The sequence below is a fragment of the Paenibacillus sp. ALJ109b genome, assembly GCF_010747435.1.
GTDB lineage: Bacteria > Bacillota > Bacilli > Paenibacillales > Paenibacillaceae > Paenibacillus > Paenibacillus taichungensis.
In genome coordinates this window covers 1-19,089 of record NZ_JAAIFP010000009.1, presented here as the reverse complement: position 1 = coordinate 19,089, position 19,089 = coordinate 1, and the positions used below count along the sequence as shown (strand labels likewise).

18 protein-coding genes are annotated in these 19,089 nt (G+C 42.1%); 5 read left to right on the top strand and 13 right to left on the bottom strand.

The annotated features are described in order from the left end of the window. Positions 1-14 precede the first annotated feature (14 nt). From G3352_RS12230 to G3352_RS12180, 11 genes are all read right to left on the bottom strand, one after another. Positions 15-2,447: a heavy metal translocating P-type ATPase gene (locus G3352_RS12230; protein ID WP_345940753.1), complete on the bottom strand. Its 2,433-nt coding sequence runs from the start codon at positions 2,445-2,447 to the stop codon at positions 15-17. Positions 2,448-2,476: 29 nt separating this feature from the next. After that, positions 2,477-2,677: a copper chaperone CopZ gene (gene copZ / locus G3352_RS12225; protein WP_163756856.1), complete on the bottom strand. Its 201-nt coding sequence runs from the start codon at positions 2,675-2,677 to the stop codon at positions 2,477-2,479. 376 nt (positions 2,678-3,053) lie between these two features. Beyond that, a complete protein-coding gene (locus tag G3352_RS12220; RefSeq protein WP_163756855.1) occupies positions 3,054-3,257 on the bottom strand; it encodes a heavy-metal-associated domain-containing protein in 204 nt (67 codons plus the stop codon). Positions 3,258-3,262: 5 nt separating this feature from the next. Then, positions 3,263-3,901, bottom strand: coding sequence for a nitrite reductase (locus tag G3352_RS12215; RefSeq protein ID WP_163756853.1), 639 nt, complete (start codon positions 3,899-3,901; stop codon positions 3,263-3,265). Positions 3,902-3,934: 33 nt separating this feature from the next. After that, a complete protein-coding gene (locus G3352_RS12210; RefSeq protein ID WP_205524844.1) occupies positions 3,935-4,774 on the bottom strand; it encodes a hypothetical protein in 840 nt (279 codons plus the stop codon). Between the two features lie 54 nt (positions 4,775-4,828). Continuing rightward, complete coding sequence (locus G3352_RS31155; RefSeq protein ID WP_275898424.1) at positions 4,829-5,080, bottom strand: metal-sensitive transcriptional regulator; 252 nt, start codon at positions 5,078-5,080, stop codon at positions 4,829-4,831. Positions 5,081-5,388: 308 nt separating this feature from the next. Further along, positions 5,389-6,819 carry an MFS transporter gene (locus tag G3352_RS12200; RefSeq protein ID WP_205524843.1) on the bottom strand — a complete coding sequence of 477 codons (1,431 nt, stop codon included), beginning with the start codon at positions 6,817-6,819 and terminating at the stop codon, positions 5,389-5,391. 330 nt (positions 6,820-7,149) lie between these two features. Continuing rightward, complete coding sequence (gene solA, locus G3352_RS12195) at positions 7,150-8,277, bottom strand: N-methyl-L-tryptophan oxidase (RefSeq protein WP_163756849.1); 1,128 nt, start codon at positions 8,275-8,277, stop codon at positions 7,150-7,152. A 178-nt stretch (positions 8,278-8,455) separates the two neighbouring features. Continuing rightward, the gene (gene map / locus G3352_RS12190; protein WP_163757013.1) at positions 8,456-9,202 is read right to left on the bottom strand and encodes a type I methionyl aminopeptidase; all 747 of its coding nucleotides are present in this window, start codon (positions 9,200-9,202) and stop codon (positions 8,456-8,458) included. Between the two features lie 27 nt (positions 9,203-9,229). Then, complete coding sequence (locus G3352_RS12185; protein WP_163756847.1) at positions 9,230-9,952, bottom strand: TetR/AcrR family transcriptional regulator; 723 nt, start codon at positions 9,950-9,952, stop codon at positions 9,230-9,232. 296 nt (positions 9,953-10,248) lie between these two features. Further along, positions 10,249-10,959 carry an SDR family NAD(P)-dependent oxidoreductase gene (locus G3352_RS12180; protein ID WP_163756845.1) on the bottom strand — a complete coding sequence of 237 codons (711 nt, stop codon included), beginning with the start codon at positions 10,957-10,959 and terminating at the stop codon, positions 10,249-10,251. A 101-nt stretch (positions 10,960-11,060) separates the two neighbouring features. Between G3352_RS12180 and G3352_RS12175 the strand changes: the two genes are divergently transcribed. The 3 genes from G3352_RS12175 to G3352_RS12165 all read left to right on the top strand — a co-directional run bounded on the left by G3352_RS12175 (position 11,061) and on the right by G3352_RS12165 (position 12,966). Next, positions 11,061-11,420 carry a MerR family transcriptional regulator gene (locus G3352_RS12175; protein ID WP_163756843.1) on the top strand — a complete coding sequence of 120 codons (360 nt, stop codon included), beginning with the start codon at positions 11,061-11,063 and terminating at the stop codon, positions 11,418-11,420. Between the two features lie 250 nt (positions 11,421-11,670). Then, positions 11,671-12,498, top strand: a complete 828-nt coding sequence (locus tag G3352_RS12170) for a helix-turn-helix domain-containing protein (protein WP_163756841.1) — start codon at positions 11,671-11,673, stop codon at positions 12,496-12,498. Between the two features lie 129 nt (positions 12,499-12,627). After that, on the top strand, positions 12,628-12,966 hold the full coding sequence (locus G3352_RS12165) for a cupin domain-containing protein (RefSeq protein ID WP_163757011.1): 339 nt from the start codon (positions 12,628-12,630) through the stop codon (positions 12,964-12,966). Positions 12,967-13,096: 130 nt separating this feature from the next. Here G3352_RS12165 and G3352_RS12160 read toward each other — a convergent pair whose 3' ends face one another. Further along, entirely contained in the window at positions 13,097-15,595 is a 2,499-nt protein-coding gene (locus tag G3352_RS12160) for an FAD-dependent oxidoreductase (RefSeq protein ID WP_163756839.1), read from the bottom strand. Beyond that, the gene (locus G3352_RS12155) at positions 15,592-15,906 is read right to left on the bottom strand and encodes an ArsR/SmtB family transcription factor (RefSeq protein ID WP_163756837.1); all 315 of its coding nucleotides are present in this window, start codon (positions 15,904-15,906) and stop codon (positions 15,592-15,594) included. The genes G3352_RS12160 and G3352_RS12155 overlap by 4 nt, the downstream gene beginning before the upstream one ends. 858 nt (positions 15,907-16,764) lie before the next feature. Between G3352_RS12155 and G3352_RS12150 the strand changes: the two genes are divergently transcribed. Then, positions 16,765-17,379, top strand: coding sequence for a TetR/AcrR family transcriptional regulator (locus G3352_RS12150; protein ID WP_163756835.1), 615 nt, complete (start codon positions 16,765-16,767; stop codon positions 17,377-17,379). 79 nt (positions 17,380-17,458) lie between these two features. After that, a complete protein-coding gene (locus G3352_RS12145; RefSeq protein WP_163756833.1) occupies positions 17,459-18,973 on the top strand; it encodes a DHA2 family efflux MFS transporter permease subunit in 1,515 nt (504 codons plus the stop codon). Positions 18,974-19,089 lie beyond the last annotated feature (116 nt).

The following is a 19,089-nucleotide window of genomic DNA, read 5'->3' as shown; positions in this document are numbered from 1 at the left end:
CAATCTGATCCTATTTAGTTTCGTATTTTCACACGTTGCAAACGAAGCGCGTTAAGAACAACGGAAACCGAACTCATTGCCATCGCTGCACCGGCAACCCACGGTGCTAACAAACCAATCGCAGCAATTGGAATCCCTAGTGTGTTATAACCAAGCGCCCAAAACAGGTTTTGCTTAATATTTCTCATGGTCTTACGGCTCATGTAAATCGCATCAGGAATGCTGGACAGGTCTCCGCGCATAAGAGTAACATCTGCAGCTTCCATGGCTACATCTGTCCCTGTGCCAATTGCCATACCAATGTCTGCCGTCGCAAGGGCCGGCGCATCATTGATACCGTCTCCGACCATCGCCACTTTTTTGCCATGAGCTTGTAGTTTTTTCACTTCTTCTGCTTTTCCTTCAGGCAAAACCTCAGCCCGGACATGGTCAATACCCACTTGAGCCGCGATGGCCTTAGCTGTCCGTTCATTGTCACCAGTAATCATGATGACCTGAATTCCCATCTCTTTTAGACGACTCACTGCAGCTTTGGACGTTTCCTTAATTGTATCCGCCACAGCAACCATACCTGCATATCGATCATCAATCGCAACCAGCATGGCTGTCTTGCCTGACTCCTCTAAACGAGACATCGGTTCGTAAGCTGCTTTCGCGTTAACTTTATATTTTTCCATCAATCGGCGTGTACCAATCAGTAATTGTTTCCCTTCTACAACGGCCTTGATTCCGAATCCTGGAATGGCTTCGAACGATTCTGTTCTCGGCAGCTCAATATTTCTTTCCTGGATGCCTACCACGATCGCTTCCGCAAGCGGATGCTCCGAATTTTTCTCCGCCGCGCCGACCAGTCTTAGGAATTCTGACTCGTTGCCTTCAGCTAATACATCTGTCAATTCCGGCTTGCCTTTTGTTACCGTACCGGTTTTGTCGAGAATGATCGCATCGATTTTATGGGTCTGCTCCAGATGTTCTCCACCCTTAAACAAAATACCAAGTTCAGCCGCGCGTCCCGATCCCGCCATGATCGACGTCGGAGTCGCCAATCCAAGCGCACACGGGCAAGCAATAACGAGTATGGCAATTGCTTTTTCCAAAGCTCCTGCGAAATCGTTGGGTGTCACGAGGAAATACCACAACAGGAAAGCAACGACCGCGATGCCAACAACAATTGGAACAAATATACCCGAGATTAAATCCGCTACCCGTTGAATTGGTGCTTTGGAGCCTTGTGCTTCTTCCACAACTTTGATAATTTGCGCAAGCGCCGTTTCTTTGCCGACTTTCGTTGCTTTGATTCGAAGAATACCGTTTTTATTAATCGTGGCCCCTATGACCGCATCTCCGGCTTTCTTCTCCACAGGGAGACTTTCGCCCGTAAGCATGGATTCGTCTACCGACGACACACCCTCAAGCACTTCTCCATCCACCGGCAGTTTATCCCCTGGACGGACAAGAACGACATCCCCTACGATGACTTCATCAACCGGAATCGTCAGCTCTTTGCCATCACGAATGACCAAAGCCGTTTTCGCTTGTAGTCCCATCAAGGATTTAATTGCTTCGGAGGTCCGGCCTTTCGCGTTTGCTTCGAAAAGTTTCCCCATAATGACCAACGTAATCAGAACTGCACTTGTCTCGTAGTACAAGGACGGTCCATGATGCATACTGTCACCCATCGCATACCAATCGAGGGTCAAGTACAGGCTGTAGAAATAAGCAGCGGAGGTTCCAAGTGAAACCAGAACGTCCATATTCGCACTGCGATTGCGTAGCGCCTTATATGCGCCTACATAAAACTGTTTACCAATATAAAATTGCACCGGAGTGGCCAAAATAAGTTGAACCCAAGGATTCATCAGAAAATCTGGCATGTACATCCATGAGGTAAACGAAAAGTGAGCAACCATCGTCCATAACAGCGGGAAGGAGAAAATCGCCGAAATTAACAATTTCCGTTTCTGCTGACGTATTTCATTAAGACGGTGGTCATCCGCATTTTGATTCTCCTGCTTGATCATGGCTTTATAGCCAAGCTTTTTGACTTTGTTTTGCATATTCTCAATCGTGACATCGCCCGATGAATACTCCACGCGAGCCGTTTCCATCGCGAAGTTTACAGTCGCATTTGTAACGCCTGGCAACTTGCTTAGTCCTTTTTCGATTTTGTTAGCACAAGCAGCACACGTCATGCCTTCGAGATTAAACTGCGCAACTTCCGTAACAGTGCCGTATCCAAGCTTTTTAATGGTTTCCTCTAGAGTATTCCTATCCACTTTTACCGGATCGTACGTTACATTTGCTTTTTCCAACGCAAAGTTTACGTTAGCTGAAGAGACTCCTTCCATTTTATTGAGGCCTTTCTCAATTCGGTTTGCGCAAGCGGCGCAAGTCATACCTGTAATGTGCAAAGTTGATTGCTTATTCTGAGCGGCTGTTGATTCCACAAAGATTCACTCCCTCGTTGTCAATTGACTTACACCACGTCGTATCCCTGATCTTCTACGGTCTCCTTAATTCGATCGATTGTTATTTGATTTTCATCAAACGACACATCCACTGTGTTCTTCTTAAGATCAACCTTCCCTTTAGCCCCAATTTCTTTAAGTGCGCCTTCAATGGAGTTGACGCAATGTTGGCAGCTCATACCTTCAACTTGAAGTGTAATGTTTTTCATTTTTCCTCATCCCTTCGTTCTGATAATTTATTACCGCTCTTCTTAAACATAGTATACCCCCCTACCCTATAATAGTCAACATACTTTCTCTTTTATTTCATCGTCACTCTCTCTTGAACTCGCTCCATAATGAGCTTTTGAGATACTGCTCATATAAAAGCGTACCCTTTCCATTCACAGCGGATCACAGCGGAATGATTTAATTCAGTGAAATTTAGTATAATTGAGCAAACCCGGTCGAGCTTCGACCGGGTTTGCTCATTACACCACAAATTTCAGTTAGATCCTCAAAATTAATGAAACCCAGATAAACTGTACTTTATAATGGCGTTTAGCAAAATTATAGTCATAGCAGCACAGGTTTGGATGCTCACTGTTACACCAGGACGTTATAACCCTTTTTCCGAATGGCTTCCTCAATTTCGTAAATCTGAATTTTTTCTTCGTCAAACCGAACATCTATCGTGCCCTGCTCAAAATTCACGTGCCCTTCAGCTCCGATTTCATTGATCGCATTTTCAATTCTAGGAACACAAGAACGGCAAGTCATGCCTTGTACTTGAAGGCTTGCCTCTTTCATAGTTTTCACCTCCTTTCAATGGATTTCTCTGCAATCTGTTGCAACTGCTCAAGCGAAATCCGTTTTACGAATTTGCTGAACTTTTCCTTGCCTTTTGCCTGTTCTTTATAAAAATCAATGATGCCTGTAACAGCGCAAATAAGCTGATCTTCCGTGATTTCTGAACAAAGCAATTTGGCGAAGGACGTTTTAAGTCCCTTCGATTCACCGCCAACGTAAATATCAAACTTATCGCGCATTTTGACAACGCCGATATCCTTAATCAGCGGTTCGCTGGTACCTAATGCGCAACCCGCATAGCCGATTTTTAGCGGTGCAGGTGTCTCGATGCCAGCTATTGCTTTATTCAAGGTTTTGGCTGTTTCAAGCCCAGCTTCTTCGGCACCTTTACAGAAATTGCAGGCAATTAGACTTTTGGTTACAAACCCCGCAGGATTCACTTCAAGGCCAATACGCTCAAGTTCTTCCTTGATTGCTTCTCTTTGCTCGATCGGCACTTCTGCATAGAGCTGTTTGAAAGTGGTCATTTCCACTTTAGCATCTGTTCCTACGCTATTTCCGATTTTTACAAGTTGGTTTGGCGTGAACAAGCTACCGCCAAGTTGAATCACTGGGCTTATGGCAATTTTGATTTTTTCAACCACAATTCTTCCTCTCCTCAGTTCAAACTTAACGAATCACTCGATATCGACTACGAAAGGTACAGTAAAAACTTGCCCTTGATGCTGAAATTGACCCCATATTTTATAGATTCCACTTTTCGGAAAGGAAGTCATAAACTCTGCTTTCGGACCAGTCGCTTTTTCGTCCACTGGATGAACATGGAGATATTGCTCCGCATCATCTGATAATATAACTACATGTCCTACAGCACCCAAATATTGCTCTAGATCACTAATGTCTTTCTTCGTTTGCGCGTCAACCATATTAAACGTAAGTGTGACTTCGTCTTTCGCCGTTGTGCTGCTTAAAGTAAGTTCAACTTCTTTGCCATCAGCAAATTTCACAAGCTTTGTATCAGCTTCTATAGGCTCCTGCTCTTTTTCTTCTCCCTCTACTTCCACCCACTCACTGAGTGTGGTGCTCGCTCCACCTTTTGGCACAAAATCTGAAAAGACTTTGTACTCACCTCCATTTGGAAACGATGTTTCAACCACAAAATTTCCATTTGTATTATAATCAGGATGAGTATGGTTAAAGTAAGAAAGGTCTTTACTAACCACAATAAGGTGCATCAATTTTTCATGACTCCATTCGAACTCATTTATTGAATTGCCATCGGAATCCGTAATTTGAATATTCAAATCTGAATTTTCGGTTGCTATCACTGTTCCAGATGCAAATGAAAATGACGCTTTAAGGCTATTTGCTGGTTGTTCCTTAGTATCATGGTCACCGTGCTCTCCATGGCCAGTACTTGGAGTTGCTGAATTTTCATTTTTTTTGGAGGTACCGCATGCAGACAGCACACCGAGGACCAAAACAACTGTTAAAATAAGCATCATTTTTCTTTGCATTTTGAATATTATCTCCTGTTCAATAGTAATTTTTAATATTTTGAAGTGTTTTTTTTATTTTTCCTCTTCCTTACGACTTACTAAAATAGACATTGTTTTTAGCATTTCTTGTACGATGGAATCGCTATGCTTTGAGTCGGCGCTTGCCGCGTATGACTTCAAATGATTCGATATGAGCAATATACCGACTGCGCTCAAAGCGGAATGGATAGCCTCGACCTGGTTTAAGATCTGATCACAATAATCATCTCGTTCCATTTGCCTCTGTACTCCGCGAACCTGTCCCTCAATTCGATTCAATCTCATATGGATGGACAGTCGATCCTTCAGAGTCAGGTAATTTGATTCTTGATTTTTAGGAAATGAATATATTGATTCATTCGTATCCAATATCATCCACCAACTCTTCTTAAGCATTTTTAGCATACCCACCCACCCTATATAGAGTTAGTATATTTTTACCATACCCCTCTACCCTATGTTAACAAAAAAGAAAAAGGTATGAGTAGAGTATCCCATGTTTATTTTATTTACTTATTCATGGTTACCATAAGCTCTATTAACACCTCGGAGTCCCCTTTATTTATACCCATTCCCCCTATACAAGGGTATAACTATACGCCCGTTTGTTTACCCGGCTTGGGAGAGCTGATAAACAGAATTGCCAGGATAGCACCTGCGATAGCGATAATTCCTGACCATAGGAACGCTTGCTGAAACCCTTCGTTCAACGCAATTAACTGATCAGCACCAGCTTGGGAAGCTGTTCTTGATGCAGCAATCGCAACCATGATGGCCAGACTTATCGCTGAGCCGATCTGATAGCTTGTATTAGCAAGGCCGGATGCGAGCCCTGACTCTTCCGGCTTGGCTCCCGACATGGCAGACATGGTAGCCGGAATATAAGCAAGCGACATACCAAGCGCGCCTAGTAGTGAGGCTGGAAGTACATTTGTTGCGAAATTACCATCAACCGGTGTGTTTGTTGCAAAGAGTAATAACGATCCTCCAAGAGCAATCAATCCGATAACCACATTGGATTTCACGCCAATTTTTCCGATCAATTTACCGGAAACAAAAATCATACATATGGCAATAAGTACGGTCATAGGTAGCAAACCAAGTCCACCTGCGAAAGCAGAAAACTTCAATACTTGCTGCAAATAGAGATTAAGGAAAAACCATAACGGAATCCAAGCGGCGGACAGCATAATGAGTGCGATATTACCTGCAGCCAAGTTTGGCGCCTTAAAGATCCTGAGAGGAATAAGGGGTTCTTTTTTTACAGCCTGAATGATTAAGAACAGAATAAATAATACGGCCCCCAAAACTAGTGTCCATACGGTAGTCGGTGCGCTCCATCCATTGTGTTCAGCAGTAACAATGCCGTACACCACCAGTACCAATGAGGCTGTTACGGAGATAGAGCCGATAACATCGATGCTTCCTTTTCTTCGAACCCCTTTTGATAAAATTCTAGGGGCTACAAGCATGGCAACGATGCCGATCGGTACGTTAATCAGAAATGTCCATTCCCAGCTTAACCACTCGGTTATAACACCTCCTAGAAATACACCAGCCGATCCGCCGGCAGCAGCAGAAGCACCCCAAAACCCTAATGCTTTACCTAACTCTTTGGGGTTACCACTAAACAACATCATGACTATGGTTAATGCTGAGGGGGCAATTAATGCGGAACCAAATCCTTGCAATGCACGCCCGATGTTAAGCGACTCCTCGTTCCAAGCCACACCTGCAAGCAAAGAAGCTAACGTTAGGATCGAAAATCCCCACATGAACATGCGTCGCTGCCCAAACAGATCGGATAAACGCCCACCGAGTAACAGCAAACCGCCAAAGAAAATGACATATGCATTAAATACCCATTGCAAATTAGCCTGTGTATATCCGAGCGCTTCTTTGATTGCCGGCAGCGCAACCCCAATAATTGAGGTATCCATAATAACCATAAAATTTGCAATGCATAACAAAGCCAGTGCTTTCCAACGCCTTGGATCCGGCAGAGAAAGAGCTTGATTCATCATAAGTATACTCTCCTTGTATATATCTTTTTTTGCTCTGACGGCCGTCAAAAGCGAGATCAAAATTATTACAAAAATTTCCCTTGCCGACAACTATATAGTATAGCCCCCTACCCTATATTGTCAATTCAAATTTTAATATGCCGGACTTCAATCAGATAGTTGATGATGAAAAGAGTAATGCTCACAAATGAAGTTTCTCTTTAATGGGTTCTTATTAGAGGTTTTGGAGGATCCTGCCCGATAACTAACAAGGCTGCCGATTTATGTCGGCAGCCTTGTTAGTTATCGTAATTGTTAAGCCATAGTTACTTGATAGTTTAACAATTTTTATTAAAATCGATTGATTGAAAATGGAGAAATATTATGTTCCGTTTTCCCTGAAATAATCAAATCACTTAAAATCTGTCCAACTACGCTACTAAATTTAAAGCCATGTCCTGAGAAACCTGCTGCAATGGCGACGTTAGGATAGTTAGGATGTGTATCGATAATGAAATCTTCATCAGGAGTCATTGTATACATACACGTTTTACCGAACTTCAATTCTTGTGCAGAGGGCATATAGTGTTGTAAAAATTGTTTTAAATCTGTCGTATCTTCCTCTAGTTCACCAAATCCCAGGATAGCTTCATCTGGATCGATTGTATCTCCTCCATCATGTCGGCCTAATTTTAATCCGGAACCATCAATGCTTGGGAAACCATAATAATGTCCGTGAGATGTTTCAAACGAAAAGGCTGGGAACTCCGTATGATTATATAAATCATCTTTAGTATCAAACCAGGCAAATGTTTTTCTTATAGGATTAAGAGGAAGATTTAGATCCAACATGGAAAGGAGACTTCCTGACCAGGCCCCTGCTGAAACTACTAACGCATTAGCACTAAAAATATGATCTTCGGTCTTGATGGTAACTCTTTTATCATCATGAACCATGATTTCTATTACTTTAGTATTGGTTATGATGGTAGCTCCGTTTTGCTCTGCGAGTTCTCGATATGCTTCAATGCATTCCTCACATTTCAGCACTCCTGAGGTTGGTTCGTAGCAACCAATGTAATTGTTCGGTAAATTGATGCCAGGCCAGCGCTTATTTACTTCAATGGAATCTAAAATCTCAAGTGGCAATGAATAGGTTTTTGAGCTTGAAATGATATTTTGGATAAAATCTGTTTTCTCGTAACCCACGTTTATAACCCCAGTAGGGAGAAATAATTGTTTTCCCGACACTTTCTCTAAGTCATTCCATAATTCTTGAGCCTTGAGCGCCAACGGAACATAATTTTCCCCTTCACCATACGCGTGCCGAATGATTCTTGTCTCTCCGTGATGACTGCCTTTGTTATGAGGCGGGTTAAAGGAATCGATTAATAATGTACTCTTCCCACTCTTGGATAAAAAATAACCCGCCGCCATCCCCATTGAACCTGCTCCTATTACAATTACGTCATAATGCATTGCAAGTTGCCTCCTTGTAAGAAATCCCCATGTAACTTAAGTATTAAGTATGGCTAGTATTCTTCTATATTACTAATGATATTAACACTTAACAATTGCGTACTCCTGGACATGATACCCAAGTCATAATAAAAAAACCGCATAACAACGCGGTTTTCTTAGATTCGTAAATTTACTATTACTGAGCCGTTAAAATCAGCGGTCCATCCGAGGTGATTGCGATCGTATGCTCATATTGTGCCGACAACTTGCCGTCGGCCGTTCTCGCCGTCCACTGATCGTCATCGATCGTGATACGGAACGTTCCTTCGTTGATCATCGGTTCAATCGTAAACACCATGCCTTCTTTTAATCGAATGCCTTTGCCGGCTACGCCGATATGCTCATAGGTCGGTTCCTCATGCAGGCTTCGCCCGATCCCGTGTGCCAACAGATCACGTACCACCGAGTACCCATGCGATTCCGCATGCTTTTGAATCGCTGACGTTATGTCCCCGAGCCGGCCTCCGGGTATAGCCCGGGCAATTCCCAGATCCAAGCATTCCTTTGTCACCTTCATTAATTTTTGCACTTCCGGCCGAATATTGCCCACCGCATAGCTCACACACGAATCGCCGAACCATCCCCCGTATTCCACGACGATGTCGAGTTTCAGCAAGTCTCCATCCATGATTACCTGGTTCGAAGGAATACCGTGGGCCACCACATCGTTGATCGAAATGCAGGTTTCGGCGGGGAAACCATTATACCCTTTCGTAAACTGCTTGCCACCTAGCTTGGTGATGTGTCTGGCAACAAAATCATTGATTTCTAGCGTGGTAATGCCGGGCTCGATTAGTTTGGTCACCTCGCGGTAGCAGTCCGCAACGATTTGGCTCGCCGGCTTCATTTCTTCAATTTCCCTAGGTGATTTTATAATGATCATCTTTTGTTTATTCACTCCTTAGGCATCCTATAATTTTAAAAACCGGACGATATCCCTTGCCTCTTCGTGAAGCTTTTCGCGACGCATCGATAGCGAGGCGCAGCCAACCAAGGCTGCCAGCAGCATTTCCGCGTACTGCAGCCGATCGGGCTGCTCCGCCACATTTCCGCCGGAAGCGGCATCCCCGTCCGTCGCATGGCCGGTGTCCATAAGCGCAGCAAATGGCGCAATCACTTCATGCTGAAAAGCAGCCAAGAGTGTGGCTGATCGAGCTTCAGGTAGCGAGGCAAAACCCTCAACAGCCAGCTTATGCAGTAAGTATATGGCGTGGTCCTCCGCCCAAAGATGCAGCAACTGGACGCTGGCTGCCGCGACGGGGCCAATTTCTGGGGAAGCGGTCGTTTCGTGGCTTTCCCGGCTGGAATTCATGGCAATCGCGTTCCTAGTGTGCACCGCAGTACCCAAGGCGAAGGGCCCACTCGCTGGCTCCTCGCCCAAAGCGGAATCACCCGGTGCATATGGCCATCCCTCGGCCCGCTCCAACGCATCCCACAGCAGATCGTGGAGCAAATCGCCCTTATTGCTGTAATAATGATATACCGTGCCATACCCAAGTCCAGCCTGAGCGGCCACATCTCGGATTTCCAGTAAAGGGCCTTTATTCAAAAACACATCGGCAGCGGCTTTACGGATTTGCGCCAGACGCCTCAGCCGGATCTCTTCGTTTTGTTCTTTCGTGCGTGGAGTCATCTCGTCCGCTCACCTCTTTTATTTTTGACCTACTCTTATGTCAATATAAAACATTAGCTTGCAAATAACAAGAATTAGCTGGAGGATTACGGAAAAACAGACATACTAAGCGGATGCCCCGGCTTAATATGTCTGTTACTTAACGAGTATATAGCTTTACCACAACATAATGACAAAGCGTTCTAACACTTCGTTCTTGTCCTTCCAAATTACTCGCGCCATTTTACCCCTTTGATTAGCTTTTGAATGTTACTCTAACCAAAATACATTTGGATACATTTTTTTACAAATATGGATTACCAGGCGTAAACGCCATGCTCATTCAAGAATTCGCCGTTATGATGTTTGCCATCTGTAGCATAACCCACGATAATCGCAGCAGCTGCTTCTTTTGATTTACCGCCTTCAGCATTACCATTAAGGTCTGTTGATGTGAATCCAGGCGTAACCGCAAATACTTGAGCCCTGCTGCTTTTGAGTTCATAAGCCATCGAAACTGTCATAGCATTGTTGGCCGTTTTGGATGAGTTATAATCGAATGCGTTTAAAGCAAATCCCGCATTTTGCATATGATCCAGTGAAGCCATGTCGGTCGATACATTAATGATTGTGCCTTCGTTGTCTTTGATTAACGGGAACAAACGCTGGTTCAGACGAAAGTTTCCAAAAAAGTTGACTTCAAAAGCGTTCCTCAGATCCTCCTCTTTGGTATCCGTAAATGAACGCGAGAAAGCACCCGGCATACCCGCATTATTGATCAAAAGTGTTAAGTCCGGATAATCCTTAGTAATTGTAGTAGCTGCCCGTTCGATACTTTTCAAGTCACTCATGTCGATTTGCACAAATTCTATGTCTAACCCCTCGGAAGTTAACTCGGAAACAGCCGCTTCGCCCCGTTCAGCGCTACGTGAACCAAGGAGAACTTTCCAGCCGGCTTGTCCTAACTGCTTAACGATTTCGAATCCGATTCCTTTATTTGCTCCAGTTACAAAAGCGCTCTTCTTCATATGAATCCTCTTTTCTCTAATTTGATTTCATTAACAATACATAAGTTACTATGCTACACTTAGTGTAGGTCAACTATAAATTTTGATAAAAGAGGGTTAACATGTTAACGATTGGAGAAGTAGCGAAGAAAGTCGATATCGCTATCGGAGCGATACGCTTTTATGAAAGAAAGGGACTGTTGACGCCTGCTGCGCGAAGTGAGCAGAATAACCGTCTTTACTCCGAAGATGATCTGAACTGGCTGGTTTTTATCAAATGTCTTCGCGAAACCGGTATGAGTGTGGAGGACATCAAAACGTATTATGACAAAGTAAATGAAGGAACCTCGACCCTGCCGGAAAGAACCAAACTAATTCAAGATCAAAGGCAAAAGTTGCTGGAAGATATCGAGAAGAAAAAAGCGCAGCTCGTTCATTTGGATCAAAAACTGGAGCGCTATTATCGCGGAGAAAATTATTAATACAAGCCGTGTCCTAAAGACAAAACTTTTGAATTCCATGTAATTAGAACGTTGAAACCAAAAAAGGCAGACAATCACGTTTGATCGTCTGCCTTCTTCATTTTATTTAGCTATAGTTCGCATAAGCTAAATGCATTTTCGATGAAGTTATTCTATCCTTAGCTTAATCAAACTATTTTTTAATTAGATTGACAATGAGAATTGTTATCAATAATGTGGAGTGAGTTACTATCGAAATGAGGTACACAACGTGAAAATAGACGTGAATCAGTTAGCACAACATTTTGCACATATTCCTTTCCAAGTAGAAGGAATATATCGATATGCTACAAATCCAGGAGTGACTCACGCTGATTATACTGATTCCTTTCCTGGATTTGTATTTCCCCTTACAGGAAAGATACAATTTCAATTTAATGACACGCCTTATATCCTTTCGCCAGGAAAAGTGGTGCATGGTGGTGCAAAAATGAAATTGGATGAAAAAACGTTTGATAACTCCAATTGGGAATATATCCTTGTTTTATACCGGATATGCAGCTCAGAACTAGAAGAGTCAAGCTTTTCCCATCAGCATTTTGAATTATCAACGGGACAATCCCCTCGTCTATTAGAATTAATTATGCAGCTTTGGCATGTGTACAATCAGGGTGGCGGCATTTCAATGTTTCAGACTGAAATGCTGTTTCGCGATGTGCTGAACGAAGCCTTAATAAGTGTGGCAAATAGACAAATGAGTAGTGAATCACAGACTTTATTCGAACGGGTATCTAATTATATTCATGAATACTACTATCATGGCCTTACCATAACATCGCTCGCAGAACAATATAACGTTAATCGAAATCGACTTACTTACATATTCAGAAAACATGCAGGCATGGGACCGGCAGAATATCTATTAAAACACCGTCTCAACATGGCGCAAAATATGCTATTTACAAGTGATGTGCCCGTACAGCAAATTGCACAAACGGTTGGAATTGCTGACCCCTTTTATTTCAGTAAAGTGTTCAAGAAACAATTTGGCTTTTCTCCTACTGAATATCGACAGAAGTTCATCAATAATCCATGCTAACTTCAACAGGCATCCATTTTAAAGCCAAAATTAAATCAGTATACTTATGGCAGGCCAAGGAAACAACATCATATCTTGAATTACCGTATGCACCATTTTATTGTAGGTGAAAAATAAGGAGGGCTTACTATCCATTATCAAGCGATTAAACTAAGCGAGGAACTATCTAAAATAAACGATAATTGGTCCCCCCAATTAATAGGTGAAATGAATGACTATGAATTTAAGATCGTTAAAATTGCTGGCGATTATGAATGGCATGTTCATCCCGAAACCGATAAGTTATTTTTCGTGATTGAAGGCGAGATGATCATTGATTTTCGTGATGGTCAGGTGAGAATTTCCAAGGATGAGATGTTTATTGTCCCGAGGGGACTAGAGATCAAACCCTCCGCCGAAAAGGAATGTCATATCATGTTGATGGAACCTAAAAGTGAAGGAAACACTGGCGGGACTAAGTCCGCATAAATACCCTACTACGTTTCATCGAACGGACATTGTAATAAATGAAACTAAGCCCCTTCAGCAATGAAGGGACTTTTGCTTTTTAAGATAACACATGTGACTGAACAGTTGAATGGTTTACTAACAAACCGATTTATATAAACAGATTATGATTTGCATGAGCTGCCTGCCCCAGATAGTAACCCACTCCACCGATGTTAACCGAATCCATTAATTCTTCACGCTGAATCCCCATTAAATCCATGGACATCTGGCAAGCGACAAACTCAACTCCCTGCTCAGTTGCGGTCTGCATCAGTTCTTCCAAAGAAGCAACATTGTTATTCTTCATAACGCCGCGGATAATCTTTGGTCCAACTCCGAGCATATTCATTTTGGACATGCCAAGCTTGTGGCTGCCGCGCGGTAACATCATGTCAAACATGCGGCCAATCATTGTTTTGGATACAGGCTGCGGCTGATGCTTACGGATAATATTCAATCCCCAGAAAGTGAAGAACATGGTTACTTTACGTCCACTTGCTGCTGCCCCATTTGCAATAATAAGAGAAGCAATCGCTTTATCTAGATCGCCACTGAAGACAACCATCGTGCTCGCAGGCTCCTCTTTAGGAGTTTCCATAGCTGAAGATGCGGTCTGCGCGGTATTTTTGGCAATTACAGCTTCAATAGTACCGCTTTTGGATCGTTCCAAGTGTAGAAGTGAGGAACCAGACATCGTAGCCCATGCTTTCACATCTTCATAAAATCCTGGATCGGAAGCTTTCACCCGCAGGGTCTCTCCATTCGATAATTGATCCATTTTCTGCTTGAGTTGTATCAGCGGACCGGGACAACTTAAACCGCACACGTTCAACTCATTATCGATACGTTGTGGCTCTGCAGAGATTGGATTGGAGCGCTCTGTTTCCTTTACAGCATGTATCGGATTGGTGTTCTGATCCTGCCCGTCATTATTTTCATCGTTTCTGATAGGAATTGGAGCGGGCCGAAATTGTGCTTGGCGGTATGTCTTATAACCTCCACTCAAATTTTTTACATTAAAGCCATGCTGACGCAAAATCTGCGAAGCCGTATATCCACGTAGACCAACCTGGCAGTATACCCAAATATCTTTGATTGGGTCTAATTCATCTAACCGCTGACGAAGCTCATCCACTGAAATATTTATGGAGTCCGGAATATTTCCATTGCGATGCTCCAGCTCACTGCGTACATCCAGCAATATCGACTGCTCCGGCTTGCGTTCAGATAGCTGATCATAGGTGAACGTTTCAACACGTCCAGCTATAATATTTTCAGCTGCATAACCAGCCATATTAACTGGATCTTTCGCAGAGGAATACGGTGGCGCGTAACTTAACTCGAGCTCTGTCAAATCACTGATGTGACCTCCAAAATGGATAGCTACAGCAATGTCATCAATTCGTTTATCCACACCGTCATAACCAACTGCTTGTGCACCTAAAATTTTTCCTGTCGGTGTAAACAGCAGTTTAAGAGTAATCGCGCTGGAACCCGGATAATACGATGCATGAGATGCAGGATGCACGATTACAGTTCGATACTCGATGCCGAGACGTTTTAGTGTTTTCTCATTACTGCCTGTAGTTGCTCCGGTCATTCCAAACACTTTAATAATGGCTGTCCCTTGTGTTCCTTTGTAGATGGAACTTAGTCCGGCAATTCGATCTGCAACAATGCGCCCCTGTTTGTTAGCAGGTCCAGCAAGCGGAATAGCTGTCTTTGTGCCATGAATGGTTTCAGTTACTTCGATTGCATCGCCAACAGCATAAATATGCGGCACACTGCTTTCAAGTGTTTCGCTGACCATAATATGTCCACGTGTTCCTAGGGAAACTCCACTATTTCTCAGAAAAGCTGTATCTGGAGTTACTCCTATCGCAAGAATAACCAGGTCAGCTGTCAGAACACGACCATCTGCAAGCTCAACACCAATTCCCTGCTCAAGTGCCTGAAAGCCCTGTACACGTTGGGAAAACAGCAGCTTTACACCATTTTGCTCCATTTCCTGTGCCAATGCTGCTGCCAGTTCAGCATCAAATGGAGTGAGCAGCTGACCATTACCCTCTACTAACGTTACATCCAATCCAGCTTCCTTCAAATTTTCTGCCATTTCAACACCAATAAACCCTCCACCAATAACAATTGATGATTCGTTGTTAGATGAATTTATTTGCTTCTTGATCCGATCAATATCTGGAATGCTGCGCACTGTATAAATTAGTGGATTATCCTTACCCGGCAGATCTGGAATGATTGGCTTGGCACCTGGTGACAAAATTAATTCGTCATAGCTTTCTTCATATTGACCGCGCTCCTGGCTTTGTACCTGAACTGTACGAGTATGCGGATCAATAGCGATGATCTCACTTCGAGTACGTACATCAATATTAAAGCGATCAGCCATACCTTTAGGCGTTTGTACTAGCAAACGCTCTCGATCCTCGATCGAGCCACCAATATAATAAGGTAAGCCGCAATTGGCAAATGATATATAGGGTCCTTTTTCAAATATGATAATTTCGGCATGTTCATCCAAACGGCGCAGACGGGCAGCTGCTGATGCACCACCCGCTACTCCGCCCACAATCAGTACTTTTTTACTCATGATTCACAATCTTCCTCTCCAAACAAAATAGGTATCATCTGTTCAATCCGTTGGTCGGCAAGCACGTAATTTACTTCAAGGCCATTGCGCTCAGTCGCTACAATACCTGCACTACGCAACTTCTGCAAATGCTGAGACACTGTTGATTGGGGAAGGCCCAGACACTCCTGCATATATGAAACATTACATTTCTTTTTTCGCATCAACCCGCGCACAATGCACAGACGAATCGGATGAGATAGAGCTTTCAGTAAATTAGCAGGTTCATCGAACTGTTTTAAATTCGTGCTATCAAAAGCTTCAGTATTCAAAATTATCCCTCCTGAATCGTTATATCGTAATAATACGATATAGTAACTGAAATGTCAAAATATTTTCATTCCCCTATCTAACTTCCACTTAGACTCTGTAGAATTTCTCATCAAATACTATTAGATACAGTAGTACCAGGACCTTTACAAAAAGCCGATAAACACACAGTAGATGTGGTGTTTATCGGCTTTTTTAGCTCCCCTTATATCATGAATGAATAATTCCCGTTCTGCGGAATCAATATAAAATTAAAGACCTGATAAGAAAGAACGTGCACAGAACACCCAGCAATAGAAACATCATTGCGGACTGACGTTCATTCTTCCACAATCGAATTGTATTAGCAATGTTCAGAATTACCAATGCAAGCATATTAATTCTAGTATTCATTTCAAAAAAATTAATACACAGTAGAATAAATACCACTATCCCGACAAAAAGAAACCATATCGGTATATTCTTAGTAAGCCGTTTACTCATTTCATTCCCCTTTAAAATTTATATTCTATCTCTAATAGGGTATTCTTCAACTTTATTGAAATACCTTTATAATTTTAAAAAAGTAGGAATTGTAGGCATCCACGTTCATCTCGGAAACGCGGGCTTTAACCCCCACCCGTAGCCGTTAACTCATACTCCTACCTTAATGTGGGAATAGCCGATTATTGCGGTGTTGCCAGTTCCAAGGTTGAATTTTTATACGAAACGTTGGATTCCGATCCCATGTATTATGAGGTGTTTTCCCCACATATGACACGGTGTCATTTTTATTGTTGACGTATGACATTGGTGTCATATATAATTCATTAATCAGCAATTGTGACACGGTGTCACTTATTAAGATTGGAGGATCATATTTGCCAAAAAAAACTTTTTTTCACTTATCGAAAGATAAACAGGACACGTTAATTCAATGTGCCAAAAGGGAATTTTCACGAGTTCCATTACACGAAGCGTCCATCGCCAATATTATCAAAGACGCGGGGATCTCTAGAGGAAGTTTTTATCAATATTTCGAGGAAAAAGAGGATCTGTATTATTATCTGTTGAACCAATCCTCGCAGAGAAATAGTGACCGATTTATCACAGCTTTAAAGGAGAACAATGGAGATATATTCGAAGCTTTTATCGATTCATTTCAATTTATGATTCAGAATCACACCAATCAAGAACACAAAAACTTTTTTAGAAATGCCTTCTTAAATATGAATTATAAAACGGAGAAAACATTTACAAATAATATTTATGAAGAAAATCGGGATAACCATCTTTTACCTATCATTGGGTTAATGAATACGGAAACTTTGAATATACAAGGTGAACGAGAATTGCAGCATATTCTAAAAATTATTATAGCTGTCACTTTTGATAACCTGATTCAAGTGTTCGTAAAGGACTTAACCTATGAAGAAGCTTTAAAAAATTATGGTGAGCAAATGGAACTGCTAAAAAGAGGATTTAAAAAAAATTAATAGATAGATATATTTATACACATATATTTAAACGAGCTAAGGGATTAAATGAAGTATCAAAAAAGGAGAAAAGACATATATGGATTCAGCTTTACACGAAAAAAAACCACCCTATTTAATGATTGCGATTCTTTTTATCGGTGCATTTGTTTCATTTCTAAATAACTCGCTCTTAAATGTAGCGCTGCCATCCATCATGGTGGATTTGAACATTAAAGATTATTCCACGATCCAGTGGTTGTCTACGGGCTATATGCTGGTCAGTGGTATATTAGTTCCGGCGTCAGCATTTTTATTAACACGTTTCTCCAATAGAAGTTTGTTCATTACTTCCATGACCATTTTCACTTTAGGTACAGCCATAGCAGCCGTTGCACCAAACTTTGGTTTATTGCTTACAGGAAGAATGGTTCAAGCAGCAGGCTCTTCAGTAATGGGACCACTGTTAATGAATATTATGCTGGTAAGTTTCCCACGAGAAAAACGCGGAACAGCAATGGGTATTTTCGGGTTAGTTATGATTACCGCCCCGGCAATCGGGCCAACATTATCAGGTTTCATTGTAGAATATTATGACTGGCGTTTACTTTTCGAAATGATTTTACCGTTAGCCGTTATTAGTTTACTGTTAGGGATTTGGAAATCCAAAAATGTAATGCAGCAAAACAAAAATGCAACACTGGACTATTTCTCGATCATATTATCTTCCATCGGTTTTGGTGGTTTGTTATATGGGTTCAGCTCTGCAAGTTCAGATGGCTGGACAGATCAAGTTGTCTTAATCACTTTAATCGTCGGAGCTATTGCCCTGATCACCTTCGTTGTCCGTCAATTGAAAATGGAAACACCATTATTGGATTTACGAGTTTACAAGTATCCGATGTTTGCCCTTGGCTCTGTTATTGCGATTGTAAACGCAGTAGCGATGTTTTCCGGAATGATTTTAACACCGGCGTACGTACAAAACGTAAGAGGTATTACACCACTTGATTCAGGTTTAATGATGTTGCCTGGTGCGATAATCATGGGAATTATGTCACCTATTACAGGTAAACTGTTTGATAAATACGGCCCACGTGTTCTTGGCATAATCGGGCTTACGATTACAGCGATCTCAACGTACATGTTGGCAAACCTGCAAATCGACTCGACTCACACTTATATTATCCTTGTGTACACTCTGCGTATGTTTGGTATGGCAATGGTGATGATGCCTATTATGACTAACGGCCTGAATCAATTGCCAACACGCTTAAATCCACATGGTACAGCTGTCAACAATACAGCTCAGCAAGTGTCCGGTTCAATTGGTACGGCTATTCTGATTACGATTATGAATTCGGTGACAAAAACAAAAGCTGAAGATTTAATGACTGGTGTTGATCCAACAACTTTGACAGCAGCCAACAAAGCTTTATTAACCCAAGAAGCGTTATTAGCCGGAATCCAATATTCATTCTATATCGCTCTTGGCATTAATATTGTCGCATTAATATTAGTTTTCTTCATTAAACGAGCGGAAGTCAAAGATGAACCTGTCGAGGCTTTAAAAAATCAGCAGGGTAAATCTAAAACAAAACCCGCAGTAAATTAATTAAAAGCAATTGATCAAAACAGAACGCAGCCAAAATAAGAAACGAAATTAAAGAATATATAATAAAAATGGAGCCTGCTATCGGGGCTGAACCCCTTTTGTGAGACAGGGATCAA